18 protein-coding genes and 1 tRNA gene are annotated in these 21,768 nt (G+C 60.0%); 15 read left to right on the forward strand and 4 right to left on the reverse strand.

From position 1 onward, the window contains the following. A partial coding sequence (hemN, locus tag EN943_RS12025; protein ID WP_127412805.1) for an oxygen-independent coproporphyrinogen III oxidase occupies window positions 1-1,254 on the reverse strand: 1,254 nt, incomplete at its 3' end. A gap of 152 nt (window positions 1,255-1,406) precedes the next feature. On the opposite strand from hemN, the gene EN943_RS12030 reads away from it, so the two are divergent. The 12 genes from EN943_RS12030 (at window position 1,407) to EN943_RS12085 (ending at window position 15,565) form a co-directional block, all read left to right on the forward strand. Next, window positions 1,407-2,150 carry a Crp/Fnr family transcriptional regulator gene (locus tag EN943_RS12030; protein WP_024502861.1) on the forward strand — a complete coding sequence of 248 codons (744 nt, stop codon included), beginning with the start codon at window positions 1,407-1,409 and terminating at the stop codon, window positions 2,148-2,150. 494 nt (window positions 2,151-2,644) lie between these two features. Then, window positions 2,645-4,264: a cytochrome-c oxidase, cbb3-type subunit I gene (gene ccoN, locus EN943_RS12035; RefSeq protein ID WP_063169225.1), complete on the forward strand. Its 1,620-nt coding sequence runs from the start codon at window positions 2,645-2,647 to the stop codon at window positions 4,262-4,264. After that, window positions 4,264-4,995, forward strand: coding sequence for a cytochrome-c oxidase, cbb3-type subunit II (gene ccoO, locus EN943_RS12040; RefSeq protein WP_063169224.1), 732 nt, complete (start codon window positions 4,264-4,266; stop codon window positions 4,993-4,995). The genes ccoN and ccoO overlap by 1 nt, the downstream gene beginning before the upstream one ends. An 11-nt stretch (window positions 4,996-5,006) precedes the next feature. After that, a complete protein-coding gene (locus tag EN943_RS12045) occupies window positions 5,007-5,156 on the forward strand; it encodes a cbb3-type cytochrome c oxidase subunit 3 (protein ID WP_024502864.1) in 150 nt (49 codons plus the stop codon). Window positions 5,157-5,158: 2 nt separating this feature from the next. Further along, window positions 5,159-6,022: a cytochrome-c oxidase, cbb3-type subunit III gene (gene ccoP / locus EN943_RS12050; RefSeq protein WP_063169223.1), complete on the forward strand. Its 864-nt coding sequence runs from the start codon at window positions 5,159-5,161 to the stop codon at window positions 6,020-6,022. Window positions 6,023-6,189: 167 nt separating this feature from the next. Next, window positions 6,190-7,749 carry a cytochrome c oxidase accessory protein CcoG gene (gene ccoG, locus EN943_RS12055; protein ID WP_063169222.1) on the forward strand — a complete coding sequence of 520 codons (1,560 nt, stop codon included), beginning with the start codon at window positions 6,190-6,192 and terminating at the stop codon, window positions 7,747-7,749. Continuing rightward, window positions 7,746-8,243 carry a FixH family protein gene (locus tag EN943_RS12060; protein ID WP_063169221.1) on the forward strand — a complete coding sequence of 166 codons (498 nt, stop codon included), beginning with the start codon at window positions 7,746-7,748 and terminating at the stop codon, window positions 8,241-8,243. The genes ccoG and EN943_RS12060 overlap by 4 nt, the downstream gene beginning before the upstream one ends. Then, window positions 8,240-10,519: a cation-translocating P-type ATPase gene (locus tag EN943_RS12065; protein ID WP_063169220.1), complete on the forward strand. Its 2,280-nt coding sequence runs from the start codon at window positions 8,240-8,242 to the stop codon at window positions 10,517-10,519. Before EN943_RS12060 ends, EN943_RS12065 begins: the two co-directional genes overlap by 4 nt. Window positions 10,520-10,524: 5 nt before the next feature. After that, on the forward strand, window positions 10,525-10,680 hold the full coding sequence (gene ccoS / locus EN943_RS12070) for a cbb3-type cytochrome oxidase assembly protein CcoS (protein ID WP_081714250.1): 156 nt from the start codon (window positions 10,525-10,527) through the stop codon (window positions 10,678-10,680). A gap of 728 nt (window positions 10,681-11,408) precedes the next feature. Continuing rightward, a complete protein-coding gene (locus tag EN943_RS12075) occupies window positions 11,409-12,026 on the forward strand; it encodes a hypothetical protein (RefSeq protein WP_063169219.1) in 618 nt (205 codons plus the stop codon). A 280-nt stretch (window positions 12,027-12,306) separates the two neighbouring features. After that, window positions 12,307-13,488, forward strand: a complete 1,182-nt coding sequence (gene ubiM, locus EN943_RS12080; protein WP_024502870.1) for a 5-demethoxyubiquinol-8 5-hydroxylase UbiM — start codon at window positions 12,307-12,309, stop codon at window positions 13,486-13,488. 175 nt (window positions 13,489-13,663) lie between these two features. Next, the gene (locus EN943_RS12085) at window positions 13,664-15,565 is read left to right on the forward strand and encodes an EAL domain-containing protein (RefSeq protein ID WP_082826564.1); all 1,902 of its coding nucleotides are present in this window, start codon (window positions 13,664-13,666) and stop codon (window positions 15,563-15,565) included. 1,453 nt (window positions 15,566-17,018) lie between these two features. On the opposite strand, the gene EN943_RS12090 is transcribed toward EN943_RS12085, so the two are convergent. Both EN943_RS12090 and EN943_RS12095 read right to left on the reverse strand, forming a co-directional pair. After that, window positions 17,019-18,341, reverse strand: coding sequence for an integrase (locus tag EN943_RS12090; protein ID WP_063169217.1), 1,323 nt, complete (start codon window positions 18,339-18,341; stop codon window positions 17,019-17,021). A gap of 114 nt (window positions 18,342-18,455) precedes the next feature. Further along, a tRNA-Ser gene (locus EN943_RS12095) sits at window positions 18,456-18,545 on the reverse strand. 403 nt (window positions 18,546-18,948) lie between these two features. Here EN943_RS12095 and EN943_RS12100 point away from each other — a divergent pair. The 3 genes from EN943_RS12100 (at window position 18,949) to EN943_RS12110 (ending at window position 20,704) form a co-directional block, all read left to right on the forward strand. Then, window positions 18,949-19,629 (forward strand): 50S ribosomal protein L21, encoded by a 681-nt coding sequence (locus EN943_RS12100; RefSeq protein ID WP_127412796.1) that lies wholly within the window; start codon window positions 18,949-18,951, stop codon window positions 19,627-19,629. 97 nt (window positions 19,630-19,726) lie between these two features. After that, window positions 19,727-19,996 carry a 50S ribosomal protein L27 gene (rpmA, locus tag EN943_RS12105; protein WP_013529063.1) on the forward strand — a complete coding sequence of 90 codons (270 nt, stop codon included), beginning with the start codon at window positions 19,727-19,729 and terminating at the stop codon, window positions 19,994-19,996. 120 nt (window positions 19,997-20,116) lie between these two features. Beyond that, complete coding sequence (locus tag EN943_RS12110) at window positions 20,117-20,704, forward strand: GNAT family protein (protein WP_127264650.1); 588 nt, start codon at window positions 20,117-20,119, stop codon at window positions 20,702-20,704. A gap of 182 nt (window positions 20,705-20,886) precedes the next feature. Here EN943_RS12110 and EN943_RS12115 read toward each other — a convergent pair whose 3' ends face one another. Next, window positions 20,887-21,756, reverse strand: a complete 870-nt coding sequence (locus EN943_RS12115; protein ID WP_127412797.1) for an endonuclease/exonuclease/phosphatase family protein — start codon at window positions 21,754-21,756, stop codon at window positions 20,887-20,889. Window positions 21,757-21,768: the final 12 nt, after the last annotated feature.

Genomic DNA, 21,768 nt, shown 5'->3' on the forward strand with positions numbered 1-21,768 from the left:
GAGGAAACTGTCACCATCGAATTCAAGCGCTCGGGCAGGATCGTGGAGTGCGATGGACCTCGAGCGATGAAGGAGCTGCTCGCCGGCTTTGCCGAACCGCTCCACCAGGTCGACTGCCGAGAAGGCAAAATCACACATCAGCCGCTCGATGATCCAGCCACGGACGCGATCGTCGTCGGAAAGGGCAACGCCGCGGACGGCAGCCAACCCGCCATCCGCAACCATGCGCCCGTACCCGGCAGTCGAAGCCATGTTCTGCACGTAGCCTTGGCGAAAACGACCGATGGACGAAGGGCCAAGTCCGATCAGTGTCGGGCAGCGATCCTCAGTGTAGCCCTGAAAATTGCGATGCAAAACCCCTGCGCGGGCCGCTATGGCCAGCGCATCGTCGGGCTTCGCGAAATGATCGAGTCCTATTGCCTCATATCCCTTGGCGACAATTGCCCGCGCCGCGAGTTGAGATTGGGCGAAACGCTCAGTGGGACTCGGCAGCCATGCCTCGTCGATCATCGTCTGATGCTTCTTGAACCAGGGCACATGTGCGTAGCCGAACAGGGCCATCCGGTCTGGCTCCAAGGTCAGTGCCTGCGCCACCGTGGAACAGATCGTCTCGCGTGTCTGATTCGGGAGCCCGTAGAGCAGGTCCAGATTGACCGATTCGACGCCCCGCGAACGAACCCCGTCGACGACTGCCTTGGTCTGCAAAAAACTCTGCTCACGATTAATTGCTTTTTGCACTTGCGGATCGAAATCCTGCACGCCGAGGCTCGCCCGCGTTACGCCGATTTGAGCAAGTGCATCAAGGCGCGCCTTGTCCATGTCGTTGGTTTCGATTTCGATGCTGACCGTAGCATCCGGGAGAAGGTCGAAGCTGTCCCGCAAGGCCGCTCCAAGAGCAACCATATCATCGGGCCTCAGAATAGTTGGCGAACCGCCACCGAAGTGGATTGCACGGACATGTGCCTTGCCGCTCACCAGACCGGCAATCGTGACGATTTCGGCATTCAGCGAGCGCAGATAAGCGGCCACCGGCTCATATTGGTGCGTCTGCTTGGTGTGGCAGGCGCAGAACCAGCAGAGCTTGTCGCAGTAAGGAATGTGCAGGTACAGCGAGATTTCGTCGCCGCTTTCCAGCGTCTCCAACCAGCCACGGTAAATGGCAGCATCGATCCCCGAATGGAAATGCGGCGCCGTCGGATAGCTGGTGTAGCGTGGGACGTTCTCGCTGAGTTTGACAGCTATTTCCGATTGCATCTCGCGTTCACCGTGTTGCCCGCCGGAACACTGCACGCATCGCTGAAGCAGACCCTGATCTCGATCAGCCGCGCTCATGGACAAACCGCCGCAGGATTTCTCTACCCTGGATGGGTATCCTGCCGGCAGTTAGGATCGGGTAAGGCGAACGCATGACCTTTCGGCAAGACATTCATAGTTCCGGCATTCCTGTTCTTTGCTTCCCTTGCGAGGCACGGCGTCGCGGTGTCTGCGGTGCGCTCGATCCAGACAATTTGGTTGGGCTCGCCAAGACTTGCTCGCGTCGCCGGATCGAGTCAGGAATGGAGTTGACCGGCGAGGCACAGAACGTCGACAGCTACTCCAACGTGCTTTCAGGCGTGGTAAAGCTATCAAAGAGCCTGTCGGATGGGCGCCAGCAGATCGTCGGTCTCCAGTTTGCACCGGATTTTCTGGGACGTCCTTTCAAGGAGGAAAGCTCGATCAATGCGGAAGCGGCAACAGCAGTCACGCTGTGTTCGTTTCCGCGAGCGGCCGTCGAACGGATGATGAAGGCGTCACGGGAATTCGAGCATCGCCTGCTCAAACAGACGCTGAATGAACTCGATGAGGCGCGCGAGTGGATGGTGACGCTGGGGCGCAAGACAGCTCCGGAAAAGGTGGCGACTTTTCTCCTCATGATGGCCCGGAATATCGATTCCAGTCTCGATGCGGCTTCCGGGTCGGCCTCCTTCGATCTGCCGCTGACGCGTGCCGAAATGTCTGATTTCCTTGGAATCACCAGCGAGACCGTGAGCCGCCAACTGACGCGATTGCGGGCTGACGGGGTGATTCGGATTGAGAACGCACGCCATGTGACGGTGGACAGCATAAGCCGTCTGGAGAAGCGCTGTGGCGGCGGACGCGAGCGGCCCTAAGCGGCGAGGCCATGTCGCATGACTCCGGGGCGGGCCGTGTTTGCCTTTTAATGCGATGTCGCCGCGCCTTCGACGAAGCGGCGTCACGGTTGTCGAGACAAACAGCTTTCGGGCTTTGATAGGAACGTGACCAATCGCCAGGTGTGTTTCGGCACATACCGGCGAAGCATGGTCCTTAATCTGCCACGGCTCGGCGGAACGATCGCGTTCGTTTCCAATGGGATCCGAACAACGTTTGGCAGGGCATCGGCAATAGCATCCAACGCGCGCAGAGCCTCAGCTTTCGCCTCAGCGATCGCGTCTGCGCCCGCCCAACCCAGGGAACGCCTTCCATGAGGGAGTGAGCCCGCGCTGCGTTCCTCGTTCATTCGCCACCTGCTGATTGCGCCGCACAAAATCGTGCGGCCTGACATAGATCAGGGCGAGGGGGCGGCGGCTGCGCGATTAGTGCGCTGCGGATTTGGCATCCACCAGATTCGAGATCGGGATCTGCAATGAAATTCGGCACAGAGATCGTCCTTCTAAGCGTGTTCGCTTTTGCGGCCCTGGTGGCCGCCGGCTTCGGCGTGGATGAACCTTTCCGCCGACACATGTGGGTGTTGTTCTTCGCAGTGGCTGGTTTCACTGCGATCCTGTTGCGCAACACGGAGTTCAGGCCAGCAGCTCCGATTGACCCATCCGCTTACATGGATGGTCCGATCCGCTACGGCGCGATCGCCACCGTGTTCTGGGGTGTCGTCGGCATGCTGGTCGGCGTGGTGATCGCGCTGCAGCTCGCCTACCCCGATCTCAACATCCAGCCCTGGTTCAATTTCGGTCGTTTGCGGCCGTTGCACACATCCGGTGTCGTTTTCGCCTTCGGCGGCAACGCGCTGCTTTGCACGTCTCTGTATGTCGTGCAGCGCACCTGCCGCGCGCGCCTCTTCGGCCGTGATCTCGCCTGGTTCGTCTTCTGGGGCTACCAGCTGTTCATCGTCATGGCCGCGACCGGCTACCTGCTCGGCATCACCGAGGGCCGCGAGTACGCCGAACCCGAATGGTATGTGGATGTCTGGCTGACCATCGTCTGGGTCGCCTACCTCATTCTGTTCCTTGGCACGATCCTGAAGCGCAAGGAACCGCATATCTACGTGGCCAACTGGTTCTACCTGTCGTTCATCGTGACCATCGCGATGCTGCATGTGGTCAACAACCTGTCCATACCAGTCTCGTTCCCGGGCTCCAAGAGCTACTCCGCCTTTTCAGGGGTCCAGGACGCCTTGACGCAATGGTGGTACGGCCACAACGCGGTCGGCTTCTTTCTCACCGCCGGCTTCCTCGGCATGATGTATTATTTCGTGCCCAAGCAGGCGAACCGGCCAGTCTATTCGTACCGGCTGTCGATCGTCCATTTCTGGGCTATCATCTTTCTCTACATCTGGGCCGGGCCGCATCACCTGCACTACACCGCCTTGCCCGATTGGGCGCAGACGCTCGGCATGGTGTTCTCGATCATGCTGTGGATGCCGTCCTGGGGCGGCATGATCAACGGCCTGATGACGCTGTCCGGCGCCTGGGACAAGCTGCGCACCGATCCGATCATCCGCATGATGGTGATGGCCGTCGCCTTCTATGGCATGTCGACCTTCGAAGGCCCCATCATGGCGATCCGGGCGGTCAATTCGCTGTCGCATTATACCGACTGGACCATCGGGCACGTCCATTCGGGTGCGCTCGGCTGGGTCGGCATGATCTCGTTCGGCGCGATCTACTACATGGTCCCGAAGCTCTGGAACCGTCAACGGCTCTACTCGCTGAGGCTCGTCACCTGGCACTTCTGGCTGGCGACACTCGGGATCGTCGTCTACGCCGCGGTGATGTGGGTGTCCGGCATCATGCAGGGCCTGATGTGGCGCGAATATGGCGAGCAGGGCTTCCTGGTCTACTCCTTCGCCGAAACCGTCGCCGCCATGCACCCCTACTATGTCCTGCGCGCCATCGGCGGCGCCATGTACCTCTCCGGCGCCCTGATCATGGCCTGGAACATCACCAGGACCATCCTCGGCCACCAGCGCGAGGAGGAGCCGATGCCGAGCCCCGTCGCCATCCGACCTGCGCGATCAGGAGCCAGGTAATGGGCTTGATGGACAAACACGCAATCATCGAGAAGAACGCCACGCTTCTTCTCGTTGGCTCGCTGCTCGTGGTGACGGTCGGCGGCATCGTCGAGATCGCGCCTCTCTTCTATCTCGACAACACGATCGAGAAGGTGGAAGGCATGCGCCCCTATTCGCCGCTCGAACTTGTCGGGCGCAACATCTATATGCGCGAGGGCTGCTACCTCTGTCATAGCCAGATGATCAGGCCGTTCCGCGACGAAGTTGAGCGCTATGGCCACTACAGCCTGGCTGCCGAGTCCATGTACGATCACCCCTTCCAGTGGGGATCGAAGCGCACCGGGCCGGATCTCGCCAGAGTTGGCGACCGCTACTCGAATGCATGGCATGTCGCGCATCTTACCGACCCGCGCTCGGTGGTGCCGGAATCGATCATGCCGAGCTATGGGTTCCTGAAAGACACGCCGATCGACGTGAAGGATTTCTCGACGCATCTGGTCGCCAACAGGCTTGTAGCCGTCCCTTACACCGATGACATGATCGCCCACGCCAATGCGGATCTGGCGGCGCAGGCCGATCCCAATGCCGACACATCAGGCCTTGAGGCGCGTTACCCAAAAGCCAAGATCGGCGACTTCGACGGCAACCCGCAACAGGTCACCGAAATGGATGCCCTGCTCGCCTACCTGCAGATGCTTGGCACACTGGTCGACTTCAAAAATTACGACGAAGCCGCCGGCTACCGCTGAGGAGAACGCTGATGACCTACAATTTGATGCGGGCGTTTGCCGACAGCTGGGGCCTGGTTGCGATGGCGCTGTTCTTCGTGGGGTGCATCGCCTTTGCCCTACGCCCCGGCAGCCGAAGGCTGGCCGACGAAGCGGCCCGCATTCCGCTCGAGGACGAGTGATCATGAGCGACGAGCATATCGATGAAATCTCTGGCGTCTCGACCACCGGCCACGAATGGGATGGTATCCGGGAGCTGAACAACCCGCTTCCCAGATGGTGGGTTATCACTTTTTACGTCACCATTGTCTGGGCGATAGGCTACACCATTGCCTATCCAGCATGGCCTCTGTTGCACTCGGCGACAACGGGTGTGCTCGGCTATTCCAGCCGCAACGAGGTCAGGAACGAGCTGACCGCGGCTGAGGCCGCCAAGGGCAAATATATCTCGGCGGTGGAGTCCAAGAGCGTCTCGGAAATCGCCGCGGACGACGGCCTGCGCGAATTCGCAATCGCCGCCGGTGGCGCCGCTTTCAAGGTCAATTGCGTACAATGTCATGGCTCCGGCGCCCAGGGTTCCAAGGGCTTTCCCAATCTCAACGACGACGACTGGCTGTGGGGCGGCAAGGCCGAGCAGATCCAGCAGACGATTACGCACGGCATCCGCTTCGCATCCGATCCGGACACGCGCCTGTCGGAAATGCCGGCCTTCGGCGACATCATTACCGCCGACCAGATCGCACAAGTCAGCGCCTACGTGGCCAGCCTTTCCGGCAAGGTCCGCGATGCAAGTCTGATCCAACCCGGCGCCAAGGTCTTTGCCGAGAATTGCGTGGCCTGTCACGGCGACAATGCAAAAGGCAACAGGGAATTCGGCGCCCCCGACCTGACCGATGCGATCTGGCTCTATGGATCCGGTGAGACAGCCATCGCCGCACAGGTCCGTGCGCCAAAACAGGGCGTCATGCCGGCCTGGGTTGGCCGTCTCGGCGAGATCAAGGTCAAGGAACTTGCAGTTTATGTCCATTCGCTTGGCGGCGGAGAATAGGAATGGAAGGTCCTATTCTTCGGTCCCCCCTGCCAAGCGGACGAGGCCCGGCGTGAGCCGGGCCTCGACACCATCCCTAATGCGATCTGCACAACCCGGCAAGGCTATCCTACGGCGAGGCTTTACGACAGGTGCCCCTGACATTGGCTGGGAAAGTGGAGTTGCACATGCGTGACAAGACGCAGTTGACAGGGCTCGAAACAGAAACTGTCAATTCCGCCAAAACCCGCAAGCCGCTTTATGCCGCGCGTCAAAAGATCTTTCCGAAGCGCGCCTCGGGCAACTTTCGTCGCTTCAAATGGCTGGTGATGACGATCACACTTGGCATCTATTACCTGGCTGCGTGGCTGCCTTGGGCTCGCGGTCCATTTGCCCCGGACCAGGCAGTCCTGCTCGATCTCGCGAACCGGCGCTTCTACTTCTTCTTCATCGAGATATGGCCCCAGGAATTCTTCTATGTGGCCGGCCTCCTGGTCATGGCGGGCGTCGGTCTTTTCCTGATCACCTCGACTGTCGGCCGTGCCTGGTGCGGCTATGCATGCCCTCAGACGGTGTGGGTCGATCTGTTCCTCGTCGTCGAACGTGCGATAGAGGGCGACCGTAACGCTCGCATGAAACTCGATGCAGGCCCCTGGACCGCCCGCAAGCTGATGCTGCGCTTATCGAAGCACGCCGTCTGGCTGGTCATCGGTGCGGCGACCGGCGGCGCCTGGATTTTCTATTTTGCCGATGCGCCGACGCTGGTTGGCGAACTCTTCACCGGCACCGCGCCACCCGTCGCCTACATCACTGTCGCCGTGCTGACGGCTACCACCTACACGTTCGGCGGTCTGATGCGCGAGCAGGTCTGCACCTACATGTGCCCATGGCCGCGCATCCAGGCAGCGATGCTCGACGAAAGTTCTCTCACCGTCACCTACAATGACTGGCGCGGCGAACCGCGTTCTCGCCACGCCAAGAAGGTCCTTGCCGCAGGGCTGCCGGTCGGTGACTGCGTCGACTGCAATGCCTGCGTCGCGGTCTGCCCGATGGGGATCGACATCCGCGATGGCCAGCAGATGGAATGCATCACCTGCGCGCTGTGCATAGACGCCTGCGACGGGGTCATGGACAAGCTCGGCAAGGAGCGCGGGCTGATCTCCTATGCGACACTGTCCGACTACAACGCCAACATGATGCTGGCGACCGCGGGCGGCTCCAGTTCAGTCAACCCGTCGCAGGTCAGGACCGCTGATGGCCTGTTCTCCGACAAGGTGGCGCATTTCCATATCCGCAAGATCTTTCGGCCACGCACCTACGTCTACATGGGTATCTGGTCGCTGATCGGCCTGGGTCTGCTCTATTCGCTGCTGACGCGCGATCGGCTCGAAGTCAACGTGCTGCATGATCGCAATCCGCAATTTGTCACGCTGTCCGACGGCTCGATCCGCAACGGCTACACCGTCAAGCTGCTCAACATGATCCCCGAGCCAAGGACGATCGTTGTCGCGATTCAAGGCTTGCAGGGCGCCGAGATGAGCGTGGTCGGCGACGACATCCCGGAAGGCCGTTCTTTTGCCATTCCGGTCGAACCCGACCGCCTGAAAATGCTGAAGGTCTTCGTGCGCCAGCCGGCGGATCAAATCCAGGGCACAGCGCAGACCTTCAAGTTCCGTGTCGAGGACAAGGCGAGCTTCGAGGCGGACGAATACACCGCCACCTTCAACGCGCCGGAGACTGCCAGATGACCGCTAACGCTGAAAAACCCCGCGTATTCACCGGCAGGCACATGCTGGCCATCATCCTAGCCTTTTTCGGGGTGGTCATCGCGGTCAATCTGACGATGGCAACGCTCGCCAACACGAGCTGGACCGGCCTTGTCGTCGAAAACACCTATGTGGCGAGCCAGCAGTTCAACAAGAAGGCCGAGGAGGGGCGGGCGCAGGCAGCGCTCGGCTGGACCGGCAAGCTGACCATCGCATGGGGCGAGGTCCGCTATAGCCTTACCGACGCCGTCGGCAAGCCGATTGCCTTGCATGGCGTCAAGGTGCTGTTTCGCCATCCCGCCTACGAGAAAGAGGACAAGGCGGTCAACCTCGCCCTCGCCTCCGGCCAGGAATTCGCAGCCCAGCACATGCCGAAGGATGGCGTCTGGATCGTCGAAGTCGACGCTGACGCCGGTCTGGCCGAGCCCTACCGCGAAGTCCGCAGGATCATGATTTCCCATGGAGCGCTGAAATGAGTTGTTGTGCACCGGGCGCCGAAATGGCGCTTGATCTGGGCAGCACCACGTCGGTCCTGCCGTCTAGTCAAGAGATCAGGCTGGCGAGCCGATCGCTTGGAGATGATCTCCGCCAAACCGATCTTTCGGTGCCGAGCGTTCATTGCGCAGCTTGTATCCAGACGATCGAGACGGCGTTGGGAACGCTCGATCGCGTCGAGAGCGCCCGCGTCAACCTGTCGACGAAACGGGTCTCGGTCCGCTGGCGTGGCGACGAGGTTCCACCGTTCGTCGCCGCGCTTGGACGGCTCGGCTACCAGGCGCATCTCTTCGCCCCCGAGATTGATGAAAAGGACAGGACGCTTTCGGAGTTGATCCGCGCCGTCGCGGTTGCCGGGTTCGCGGCGGGCAATATCATGCTGCTTTCGGTCTCTGTCTGGTCCGGGGCCGAAGGGGCTACCCGCGACCTGTTTCACTGGGTCTCCGCATTGATCGCCATCCCAGCGCTCGCCTTCGCCGGCGGCATCTTCTTCCGCTCGGCCTGGAATGCACTGCGCCACGGCCGCATGAACATGGACGTGCCGATCGCGGTCGGAGTGTCGCTCGCTTACGCCATGAGCCTCTATGAGACGATCAACCATGGCGACCACGCCTATTTCGACGCGTCGGTTTCGCTGCTTTTTTTCCTTTTGATCGGCAGGACGCTGGATCACGTGATGCGCGAACGTGCCCGCACCGCGGTGAAAGGCCTGTCGCAGCTGGCCGCACGCGGCGCCATGGTGCTGCGCGGCGATGGCGCGCGCGACTATCTGCCGGTTGGCGAGATCGAACCGGGGATGCAGCTGCTGATCGCGGCCGGTGAAAGGATCCCCGTCGACGGCAAGATCATCCACGGAGCGTCTGATCTCGACTGCTCGCTGGCCTCAGGCGAAAGCGCGCCGAAAAACGTGGCGCCGGGCGAAGCCGTGCAGGCCGGCGTGCTCAATCTTACCGGCCCGCTGACGATCGAGGCGACCGCCGCCGCGAAGGATTCGTTCCTCGCCGAAATGGTTCGGCTGATGGAAGCCGCAGAGGGCGGTCGCGCGCACTATCGCCGCATCGCTGATCGCGTGTCGGCACTCTACGCGCCCGTGGTTCATCTCACCGCCTTCGTGACATTCCTGGGTTGGATGGCGGCGACGGGCGACTGGCACCGGGCGATGACGATCGCCATTGCCGTTCTGATCATCACCTGCCCGTGCGCGCTCGGCCTCGCCGTACCGATCGTTCAGGTGGTCGCCGCGCGGCGTCTGTTCGAGAACGGCATCATGGTCAAGGACGGTTCGGCCATGGAGCGCCTGGCGACGATTGATAACGCAGTGTTCGACAAGACCGGAACGCTCACGCTCGGACAACCCCGGCTCCTCAATGCATCGTCGATCGATCCGGCCATGCTGGCAATCGCGGCAGACATGGCCGCGCACTCGCGTCACCCGTTTTCAAAGGCCATAACCGGCTTTGCCGCTCCTGGCGGGCAACACAAATTCGATGCCGTCACAGAGCATCCGGGGTTCGGGATCGAAGCCACTGTCGCCGGAAGCATCTGGCGGCTGGGTCGACGCGGATGGGCTGGATGGAAGGCCCGGACCGGTGGTGAAGGCAACCATGGCTATGGCGGAACGGTGCTGACAAAAGACGGGTTCATTGTCGCGACCTTCGATTTCGAGGATGCGCTGCGCGCCGACGCGGCGGCGGCGATCAAGCGATTGAACGATACTGGGGTGTCGATGCAAATGCTGTCGGGCGATACCGCAGGTGCCTGCGGTGAAGTTGCAAGAATGCTGGGTGTCGAGGACTTCGTTCCGTGCCTGCTGCCGTCGGGCAAGGTCGAGCGCATCGAGACCCTGGCGAAAGACGGACACAAGGTTCTGATGGTTGGCGACGGCCTCAACGACACGCCGGCGCTGAGCGCGGCGCATGTCTCGATCGCTCCGGCCACCGCCGCCGACATTGGCCGCAATGCCGCCGACTTCGTATTCCTGCGCGAAAGCCTTCTGGCAGTGCCTCTCGCGCTGGACGTCTCGCGCAAGGCGGGACACCTGATCCGCCAGAACATCGCGATTGCGATCGTCTACAATGCCGTCGCCGTGCCGATCGCCATCCTGGGCCACGCCACGCCTTTGTTAGCGGCGATTGCCATGTCTGCCTCATCGGTGCTTGTTATTGGAAACGCATTGCGCTTGCACGGCTTCGGGGCGAATGCGACGCTGCAAGTTATTCAAAAAGTCGGACGCTCCGCAGTCAGCTATTCGGCATAATCCTCGTGACGACGTTGCTCTATCTCATACCAGTGGCCCTTTTTCTGGGTGCACTGGGTGTGTCCGGCTTCGTCTGGGCATTGCGAAGCGGTCAATACGAAGATCTCGACGGAGCCGCCGAGCGGATACTAATTGATCGGGACGACAAACCGGAACGCTGATTTCAATCCGCTGTGCATAAGATGCGCGGATCGCGCTCGTCAGTCGAGCCGGCTCGGTCGGGAACAAGCTGTCCATGCTCCATGCTCCATGCTCCATGCTCCATGCTCCATGACCATCTTGACCTAAGCTGCACACTACATTTGTGAAAAGCCTCTGTCGTGCGAAGGACTGCCTCCCATTGCACCCAGTATGAGGCGTGTGATGCCACGAGAGTACCTCGCGTGGCCGGACGAGAGCTTGGCAATGTGCGCACGGGTTCCAAAGTGGAACGTCACGGTCGATCACCTGACCGTGAACCGCCAGTGCCGATTGGTCATGTCTGGCTGATCCAGATCAGGGTCATACTCATCGGCGTGGTCTATTGACCAGTCTTCGACGGAGAAATGCATGACTTACGGAAAGATTGGTCGTCATTATCAGCACCTTCACGGTTCTGGGTTTTCTGTCGTGTGGTCGGCCATGCCTTGTGCTTACGGCGCAGCCATTAGCTGACCGGCGTCGTGTGTATCTCGCTTGCTGGCTGACCATCCGCGTGGCTTGCGCGGACAGGGGGCCGATCAACAGCTTTCGCCTTTGATGGGTTGTGTGCGTCGTTGCCGATCCATCCCGATTCCCGGCCCGCGCCTTGAGGCTATGCGACGGTACCGGAACCCAGCGCACGTCACGCGGTTCCGCGCGCGTGGTGTCCGCTCGTCACGACGATGAACGAACAAGCGGCTGGAGTACCATGAACACCGTACACATCATCGACTGCCACAATGCAAATGACTACTTCGCCGACAGGCAAGAGGGACCGATCGTGCAGCACTTGTTAAAGGCTGTCAACATCCGCGCGGAGCTCCAAATGGCGTTGAACCGAACGAAATTTGGTGAGGCTGTAGTACGAGCGATGGAGGCGGAGTGCGACGTGCTTCACATCGCCGGGCACGGCAATGGTGACGGGATCGCTTCGTCCAGTGGGCGAAGTGGCCTTCTTTGGGCTGACTTCGTAAAAATGTTCCAGGGCTCGCATCCAGCGCCGAAGATCCTCGTGATGTCAACGTGCTGCGGAGCATCATCGGGGTTGGGACGTGCGTTTTCGAAATCGATCAACCGTCCGAAGTTGATCATTGGTTCGAGTGACGCGCGCTATTTCGACGACTATGTCGCCGCGTGGGCTTTGCTCTATCGGCGACTGAATTGCAAGGACATCGACATCGAAGCCATGCAGCAGGTTCTTGATGAGATATGCGCGGTCGTGGATAAAAGTTTCCGCTACCTTGGCTGGGATGACGAGAGAGAGCGCTACGTTCGATACCCTCACCCTCGCAAGAGAGCCCGCTTCGACGTCGTGGAGCGTGAGTAGTATGCGCAAGGGTTCCAGGTGGAATGTGGCGATCGATGCGGCGCGGCCGTCGCTGACCAGCGTCGCGAGTGTCTCGCTTGCTGGCGGCGATCTGCGCGGCTGCGCGGCGAAAGGGCGGGATCGGTTAGCCGCATCCACCTCTGAGCGCTTTGAGTGCTTCGTTGCCGATCGATGCGAATCTCCCGGCCCAGCGCCTTTAGGCAATGCGGCGGGCACGGAGCTCATGTCACTCGGCTCAGTTCCACCGTTACACGAGGATAGGCGACCGGATGGCGGCACGCTGATGGGCTCTGACGATAATTTTGACATCGTTGTCGTTGGAGCCGGCCCGGTCGGCCTTTCGTTCGCTGCGTCGCTTGCCCAAAGCGAACTCAAGGTGGCAGTTGTTGAACAGAACACATTCGATAGTCTGGCGAATCCGGCTTTCGATGGTCGCGAAATCGCGCTGACCAACGCTTCGATCAGAACCCTTCGCGAGCTCGGCGCCTGGGATGTCATCCCGGCTTCGGACAAATCAGCACTTCAAGGCGCGCGCGTGCTCAACGGCTCGAGCGCATTCGCTCTTCGTTTCGATCCTCCCAGCAACTCTGGAGAACCGCTGGGGGTTTTGGTTCCAAATTGCCGGATCCGCGAGGCGCTGTTCAAAATCGTCCGCTTGCAGGATCGCGCCCGGCTGTTGTGCGGCCACTCGGTCGTCGATGCAACAAACAGCCAAGAAGGAGCAGTCGTAACGCTCTCTAATGGCGCGCGTTTAACTGCTCGGCTGGTTGTTGCCGCGGATTCGCGTTTGTCCGCCACGCGTGATCTGCTAGGCATCGGCGCCGATATCAACCGGCTTGGCCACTCGATGCTGATTTGCCGAGTGAGGCACGAGCGCGCCCACCACCAGATCGCCATCGAATGGTTCGATCACCATCAGACGATAGCGATATTGCCCCTCGCGGAGGGCATGTCGTCGCTGCTGCTCACATTGCGCTCAAACGAGGCCTATAGACTGCTTGCCTTCGATGATGATTTGTTCCTGTCGGAGTTGACGAAACGGTGTCGAGGGCGCCTTGGAAAAATGACCTTGGCAAGCAAGCGCCACACCTATCCGCTGGTCACGACCTGGGCGCACAAATTCCGGGCGCCGAGCGCCGCACTCATCGGCGACGCTGCCATCGGCATGCACCCGGTGACCGCTCACGGATTCAACATCGGTCTCAGCAGCCAGAAGCAACTCGCCCGTGGAATCATGACTGCGTGCCGCGACGGCCGCAATGTTGGCGACCCCGACATGCTGCATATATACGAAAGGCGGCTGCGCCTGTCGGCGGCGCCGCTCTACCATGCAACGAACATATTGGTTGGACTCTACTCCAGAGACCACCTGGCGGCACGGCTTGCAAGGCATCTGGGGCTTCGCTTTGCCCAACATGTTCCCCTTGTCCGGCATGGGATTTCGGCGGAGCTCCAGCGGTGATACTGCACCAGCAGTCGCATTTTTGCGCGTGCTGGGCGAGCGATGAGAGAGTGCATGATGCACCGGAGTAATCCTGCTCCCCGACGCTGATCTCCGATTGAAGAATTAACCCGTCCTTCAGGGGGGCTGCATAGGCTGCGGACAAGCAGGAGTAAGCAAGCTGACCCGTCCAGCCTTGGAAAAAGAAGATCCGCTGGAGGCGAGAATCCTTCAGGACCAGCTCGCTGATCTGAGGGCAGGCCTTTTCGTCTCAATGCCGATAAGCATTGTGCTGTCCGGGCTGATTTTGACCGTGCAGGCCCTTTCCGGGAACGGTCTTGCTGGCGCGGCCTGGTTTTCGGTCGTTAATGCGATAAATGCCGCCCGCCTTGCACTCGCCCGTCATCAGCTGAAGGAACCCGGAGTCCAGGATGATCTGACACGGGTTTGGCTGCGGCTTCGCTGGTTTGGCAGGCTTGCTCTTCTGGCGGGATTCACCTGGTCATTCCTTGCCGTCCTAACGGCTGGATACACGACGTCTCAAGCATCGCTGCATCTAATAATTCTGGCGGGCATTTCAGCTGGCGCGGTCACGTACGGCAGCTCATATGCTGCGGCAGCGATATGCTTCATCACACCGCCACTCCTCATTGCCGCCGCATGTTTGCTGACGAAGGGAGCCCCGGAAAACTACATTCTGGCTTTTGCCGTCCTGCTTTTCGAGGGCGGCCTGGTTCGATCCTCGTTCGTTGGACAAGCGCGCTTCCGTGACGCGAGCCGCCTGAGACATCAAGCCGAGCGGCTTGCCGCGGAAATGGAGCGCAATTCCAGGGAGGACCATCTTACCGCGCTCCTCAACAGGCGGGGCCTCGAACATGCAATCGATCAGTTTGAGAACACCGATGGACCCTTTGTGGCCATGCTGATTGATCTGGACGGGTTCAAATCTGTCAACGATACCTACGGTCACAGAACGGGTGACGAGCTGCTTGCCAGGATCGCCCGCCGAATAGAGGAAGAAGCACCGGAGGGCTCAACGCTCGCCCGCATCGGTGGGGATGAATTCGTGCTGGTTTTTTCTTCGCGAAAGAATTCTCCTTCTCCCACCAATCTCGCGTCCAATCTCATAGCCAAGCTTGCTCGCCCCTATCCTGGGATCGCATCAGTCCGCATTGGAGCGTCTATAGGAATCTACTTGGCTGAAAACCCCGGACTAACGGAAATGTTGTTGCGGGCCGACATCGCCCTTTACACAGCTAAGCGCCGCGGCAGGAATGAATTTTGTCTGTTCGATGCCGAGCTAGCCCGGGAGTTGCAACGCCGCCAGTCAATCGAACGCGATCTTCATTCGGCGATAACGATGAGAAGCTTGGTCGCTTGGTTTCAGCCAATCGTAAGACTCGAAACTGAAGCCGTCGTCAGTTTTGAAGCCTTGCTAAGATGGTCTCACCCGCTTCACGGTCCCATTTCTCCGCCCGAGATCATGACAGCGGCACGCGAAACTGGAATGCTTCAGCTGCTAACTCAAACGGTATTCGCCGACTGTTGCGCTCTTATCGAGGGCTTGGTCAAAGCTGACCGTCGTGATGTTCGTGTGGCGATGAATGTTTCACCGTGCGAGTTGGAAGCTGGCGATATTGACGAGATGATTCTTAATGGTCTGGCGGCAAAAGACCTCCCTGCAACGATGTTCGACATCGAGATTACCGAAGAAGCCCCAGTGGATCCGGACAGAGTGGATGAAAAGCTCGCCCGGCTTTCACATGCTGGCATTTCTATCGCGCTCGATGACTTCGGCACCGGTTTTTCGACGTTGGCATCGCTCAAGGACAGTCGGATCAGGAAGGTGAAAATAGATCAGGGCTTCGTTCGCGGCTTAGCCAAGTCCCGGGAGAATCGGCTGCTTGTCAAAGCGGTGATTGATCTTGGTAGGACGCTCGGGATCGAGGTCATGGCCGAGGGCGTTGAAACAGAGGCAGATCGGCAAACTCTGTACAAGCTTGGCTGCAGAACCGCGCAGGGCTTCCTGTTCTCTAAGGCAGTGCCTCTCCATTTGGCACTTGATTCGGTAGTAAAAGAGCACGCGAAGGAGTTGTGACCGGCCTCTCCGTCCGTGCTGCTCGCGGAACTTTCATGTGGGGTGGACCTGACGCGCGAAAGCCGTTTCGGACGGTAGAGTTATTACGGGGGCGAAACTGAGCACGTGGTTTGGATAGCAGCAATCCGGTCCACCGGCGCACATGCAGCGGCTTCATACAAGCGTTCAAGTTGCGAGATGAGCTTGAGTGAACGACGTCGGAGAATTGCGTCCTTTGGACGCTGGTTTCGCGGTTCCCGTAGGATTCGATTACGGGAAGCGTTCTTGGCTGCTTCTCGGCTCAGCGCTCATCGGGATGAACAACGTACCCGCGGTCAAGGTCTTCGCGACCTCAACCCAGTCACCATCCCGCAACAGCAGCGGTCGGGTCCTGATCAAGCGCTCAGCCTCAGCACAGGTGCTGGAGCAACGGTAGAGCGCGGAAAACGTGTATCGGAATGCGCTGGCTCACCATAGGAAGCTGCCACGGCATGTCGAATGTCCCCAGGGGGCGGACCGTTCCCTTGCATTTGTCTCGATGACGGGCTCTCAAAGCTAAAGCCAAGAGAGCTTTATAAAAATCGCACCCGATCGGCTGCGCAACGACGACCAGCTGAGGCCCGATCGGGTGCTAAGGTCGTGCCAAAAAAGGCGCGTCACTGTCGCATTTCTAGCCGGCTTGCGATCGGACGTCATCTCTTGGCGATCGCTGCCCCTTCTCTCAAATGCGCTTAGCGGCGCCGATGGCGAATAGCGCAAGCTTTTCCACCCGTTTCTACTCCACTACCGAGACTCGTCACCAACCTCCTTTTATTCGCTTCCATATGGCCCATCCTGTCTCCAATCGAGGAGGAGCGCGAACATGGGCCAAGCCGTAGAACGTCTCAGTCTCGGGAATTCTTCTGCTCGCCAAACTGCCGTTGTCGCCGGCACCATATTTGGCAGGGTGACAGTGCACGACAAGATATCAGGCGTTCTTGTCTGGGCTGAACTATGCTTGCAAGCCATAACCCAAAAATCGCCGATCCCTTTGAATTCGAGCCGGATGAATGGGTGTTTCAAAATTTTTGGCGGTTTTAGGCAGAACCCTCCGATGGCCCGCGTACCGGTCAAGCTTCGTGAGCACTTTAGGTTCGTCGATCAGGCATAGGTTTCTTTCCCATGCCACATGCTGGCCGTTTGCCTAGTTCGGAAGCCCTCGAGAGGCGTTGCTCGTCTTGGTATGGCGTCGCCCCTTTTTCCGATCCATCGGCCACGGAGCTAGAATGGTGTCTAGCTGTTGCCGCCTACTTGGTCATCCGGCATGGAGATGCCTATATACCGACCTTCGAAAGGCTGGAATACGAGGTCGAACAAATGCGGCGGAAGCTCGGAAATCGCGAGCGAGCGCAGCGCGTGCTGGCCACGCTCAACCTAAATGGCTCGGACAGCTGGAGCCGTGAGGTTGGTTCTCAAGGCCTGGATGGCGCCGCAATCACATTCGCCCGGGCGGGGTAAAAGCGATTTTTTGGAGCCACTCGCGCTTTTGCGCTAACGAAGGTCCCGCGCCGTATTTGGGCCGGATCCATTTGTGGCCCATCAGAGAAGCAATTACCTTCTCCGGCGCCTCAACTGCCGTCAGCCGGTCCTCGAAAGTGTGTCGCAGGCTATAAAGACTATGCTCGGAAGTCGGCAGAAGTTCCTTGCTGGCGAGCACCTTGTTGACGAGCGCTGAAAGTGACGCGGCCTTGTCGCGATAACGAGGAAAGCCGTCCGGATGGAGCTTGATGGCTGCAAGTGCGCCGCCAACCAAGGGAATGTCACGGGCTGAATGACCGGTCTTCAAGCGACGGCCATTGGGGCGCACCCGCACATGCGGGATTTCTCGATCGAGGTGGATTGTTTCGGTGGTGAGGTTTGCCGCTTCAGAAAGCCTGAGTCCGGTATCGGCAATCACATAGATTAGATGGCGGGCTTCGTCATTGAGTCCGTCGAGCGCGCCTTCAGCGAGTATCTTCTCCTGAATGAACTCCGCTGTGAACGCAGCGCGTTGCCCGGGGACGGCGCCGGAAAGACGCAGGTTTCGAAAAACCGGCTCCAGCTTGAGCTGGTGAGTCAGATCGACGACGCGCAGCATTTTCGAAACATGGCCGATGTCCTTGTTGGCCGTACCGATATCAAGTCCATCCTCAACGATCCGCTTTTGCCACCACTCGCGGAACGCGATTGCGTCGTCCCGAGTGAGGCTTGCGATCTCCTTGTCGCCAATGACTCCAACCAGATTGGCAACTGCGCGCTTTTTGGGGTTACGCCATTTCTTGATTTGGTTGGGCGACATGGTCAGCAAGTTCTGTTGCTCGATCGTCTCGAATTCCTTGATAAGACCGCTCAGGCGGACCGCTGGCCGCTTCTCCCCACCCATGACGGCCGAGACGTCCTGCGCGTCCTCGATCGATTTTTTGTCGAGGAGCAGCTTGATACGGGCCATGAGTTCGTCGAGCGGCCCCGCTGCTAGTTCCTCGTTAGTGCGATAGGCCAATCCAAATGACCGCGCGCGCTTCCTCGCGGCTTCGAAACGCAGCCCCGCCTCGGCGGATTGGCCTTCCCGCAGTCTACGCCAATACGCCTCCAGCCCCGCGCCGAGGCTTTGCACTGCATCTCGCGCCCGTACACCGCGGGGATCGTCAGCCACGGCGACGCCCGTGGAAATGCGTACTAGGCAGCGGCGATCAAACGCCGCGAATTCCTTCGGCACCCTGCGGACGAGATACCAGATGCCTTCACGTTTATGCGGCTTTGGCGCTGCGGAACGTCGCATTATCTTTCTCTAATGTTACACAGTTTGTTACACAGTCTAAGATATGTTTCGCTTCGTGCTGGTCAAGCGCAACAAGGAAGCTTTTGAAAGGAAAGGATTTTTATGGAAGCTAAATGGCGGAGAGGGAGGGATTCGAACCCCCGATGGGCTTGCACCCATGCCGCATTTCGAGTGCGGTGCATTCGACCACTCTGCCACCTCTCCGCGGTCATGGTCGGCCGTTGCCGGCGCGGCGCACTAGATAACGGCTGAACGGGCAGGTTACAAGGCCAATCCGTCAGTTATTTGGCTTGCCGGGCAAGCAGCGGATTCGCGACGGTTCAGCTGAGGCGAGGCCTGGGCAGGTCGGAGAGCAGTCACGCGTGCTTGCCTCCACTGCGGCAACGTGGTGCGGTATCTGCCGATGCGGCCAGTGCCTGCCCGCCAATAACAATCCCGGCGCGGCTGTTTGCCTTGACTCGCACTCAACCTTCGGTTAGGGACAGCGCGCAATCGGCGTGGAGGGTTCTTCCGCGCCGCTTGTTTTTTGAACCCGCAGACTGACAAAAAGACGGCTGAACTGCCTCAGGCGGTTCATCAAGGCCGACCGAACAGCGAAAGGCAAAAAATGTTCGCAGTCATTAAAACGGGTGGCAAGCAGTATCGCGTTGCCGCCAACGATCTCCTGAAGATCGAAAAACTCGAAGCCGCTGTCGGCGATATGGTCGAGATCGGCCACGTCCTCGCACATGGCGAAGGCGAGAATGTCACGTTCGGCGCGCCGTTCGTCGACGGCGCGATGGTCACCGCCGAAGTCGTCGAGCAGGGCAAGAACCGCACCGTCATCGCCTTCAAGAAGCGCCGCCGGCAGAATTCGCGCCGCAAGATCGGCCATCGCCAGCTTTTGACCACCGTGCGGATCTCCGAGATCCTGCTGGGTGGCGCAAAGCCGACGAAGACGGCAGCGGTCAAGGCGCCGAAGAAGGTGGAGGCCGAGGCCGCCACCGAGGTGCAGGCGGAAGTCGCGCCGAAGAAGGAGCCCAAGGCCAAGGCAGCCGAGACAAAGGCAGCCGAGACCGCGGCAGCACCGCTGTTCAAGGCGCCGAAAGGTGAACCGGACGATCTGACCGTGATCAAGGGCATCGGCCCGGTCGCAGCCAAGGACCTCAACGAGCAGGGCATCATCACCTTCGCGCAGCTCGCCAAGCTGACCGACAAGGATGTCGCCAAGATCGACGAGCACATGCCCTTCAGCGCCGACCAGATCAAGGACTGGCGCGAGCAGGCCAAGGAATTGGCTGCGAAGTAATCTTCTGGCGATTAGGTCGCCGGATCGGACTTGAAACGGAACGCGAACGCGTTCATAAGGCCTTTTAGGCGCCTTGCGGCGCAACGGAGTTAGTTAAATGGCACACAAGAAAGCTGGCGGCTCGTCGCGCAACGGTCGCGACTCGCATTCCAAGCGTCTGGGCGTGAAGAAGTTCGGCGGCGAAGCCGTCATCCCGGGCAACATCATCATTCGTCAACGCGGCACCACGTGGCATCCCGGCGTCAATGTCGGCATGGGCACGGACCATACGCTTTTTGCGCTCGAGACCGGCGCTGTGACGTTCAACAAAAAAGCCAACGGCCGAACCTACGTATCGGTCAACCCGATTGCCAAAGCCGCGGAGTAGCCGGTTCCGCACTAGAACACCGGCGCCCATCTCGGGAACCGGTGTCTGGCAAAGCCAGGAAATGGATCAGGGGAGATGGGTTTCCATCTCCCCTTTTTCTTGTGCCTGGAGGACTTTCAAATGGTTGCCGAAGCGGAAGACTCAGAAGACGAAAGTTACGCGATAGACTGCCCGGTGCTGGTCACCGAGCGACTGGTGATGCGGGCGCCACACGAGGGCGATATCGCGCAACTGGTCGAGCTTGCCGACAACCGCCATGTCGCCGAAATGCTGGCCCGCATGCCGCACCCCTATGGCGAGGCCGAGGCGCGCTCTTTCCTGGCCATGACCAAGTCGCGCCGGGCCGGCATCGCCTATGCCCTGACGCTGGCCGGCACCGACACTTTCGTCGGTTGCGCCGGCCTCAACACCACCGATCGCGGGCTGGAGCTCGGTTACTGGATCGGCGAGCCGTACTGGAAAAAGGGCTATGCGACCGAGGCGGCGCACGCGCTGGTCGATCTCGCCTTCCAGAGGACGTCGATCCAGGTTCTGCATGCCTCGACGCGGGTCATCAATCCGGCCTCGCGCCGCGTCATCCACAAGTGCGGGTTCCAGTATGCCGGCCAGGGCATGCTGAATTCGATTGTCGCCGGCCAGGTTCCTGTCGAGCGCTACCGGCTCGATCGCAAGACCTGGACCAGCCTGCGGAACTGGGTGCACTTCTAGGTGCGTCGATATTCAGGTGAGGCCGGCCTGCGAATGGCGGCTTCCTGCGCTTCCGGTGCTCACGTACTTTAGTACGCTCCGCTCCGGTTCTCGGAAGCCACCACTCTCGGCTCGGCCTGACCTGAATCTCGACACACCTCGGCGCGTCGCGTCGAACCGAAAGGGTCCGGAGCAAGTTTGGGTCAGCCCAGTTCGACCCACACTGGAAGATGGTCCGAGCCGACGGCCTTTCGGTCAACCCACAGGCGCTGCAGGGATCTGGCAAGCGAAGCGCTGGTGAAGATGTAGTCGATGCGCTTGTGGCGGCTGGGATCGGTGGGTTGCCTGGGATCGACCCAACTGATGAGATCGTCGCCGGTGGCGTTCAGCCGCAAGGCGGCATCGACGGCAAAGTCGGCGGTCAGCGGCATGCCGAATTCATGATCCGGCCGGCCGGCGAGTTCGACATATTCGGGCGAGCCGGCCAGCATGTTGAAATCGCCCATGCCGACAAAGGCTTCGGGATGCGGCAGTTCCGGCAGGCCGATCTCGGCGACGCCGGATAGTGCTCCGCCTTCGAGCGCATAGTTCAGCATGCGTTGGCGCAGGAACTGGATCTGGCTGGCGCGTTCGAGGGGGCTGCGGTGATCGAGATGGATGGAATAGAAGCGGATGAAACCAAGCGGCGTCTCGATCAGCGCCTCCAGCGCGCCGCGCTGGAAGTTCATCATCTCGAAGCTGCGGCTGCGCGGCAAAAGCAGGTTGCGCGACAGATGAATGGGGGTTTTAGACAGCACCATGTTGCCGAGCTGGAAGGTTTTCGTGACGGCACGGCCGTTGTCGATGTGCGAACCGATATTGGCCTCGAAATTGCTGCCATAGACGGCGAAATAGTCGGGCAGCGCTTCGCCGATCTCGGCCACCATGTCGCGGCCGCCGTTCCTGGGGTTGTTGCGGGTCACCTCCTGCAGCGCGATCACATCGGCGCCGCGCACGGCATCAGTGATGCGCCCGACATCGTATTGCCCATCGAGACCGATGCCGTACTGGATGTTGTAGGTTACAAGCTTCATTCCGACGTCTCT

This window comes from Mesorhizobium sp. M7A.F.Ca.US.006.01.1.1 (genome assembly GCF_003997935.1).
Taxonomy (GTDB): domain Bacteria; phylum Pseudomonadota; class Alphaproteobacteria; order Rhizobiales; family Rhizobiaceae; genus Mesorhizobium.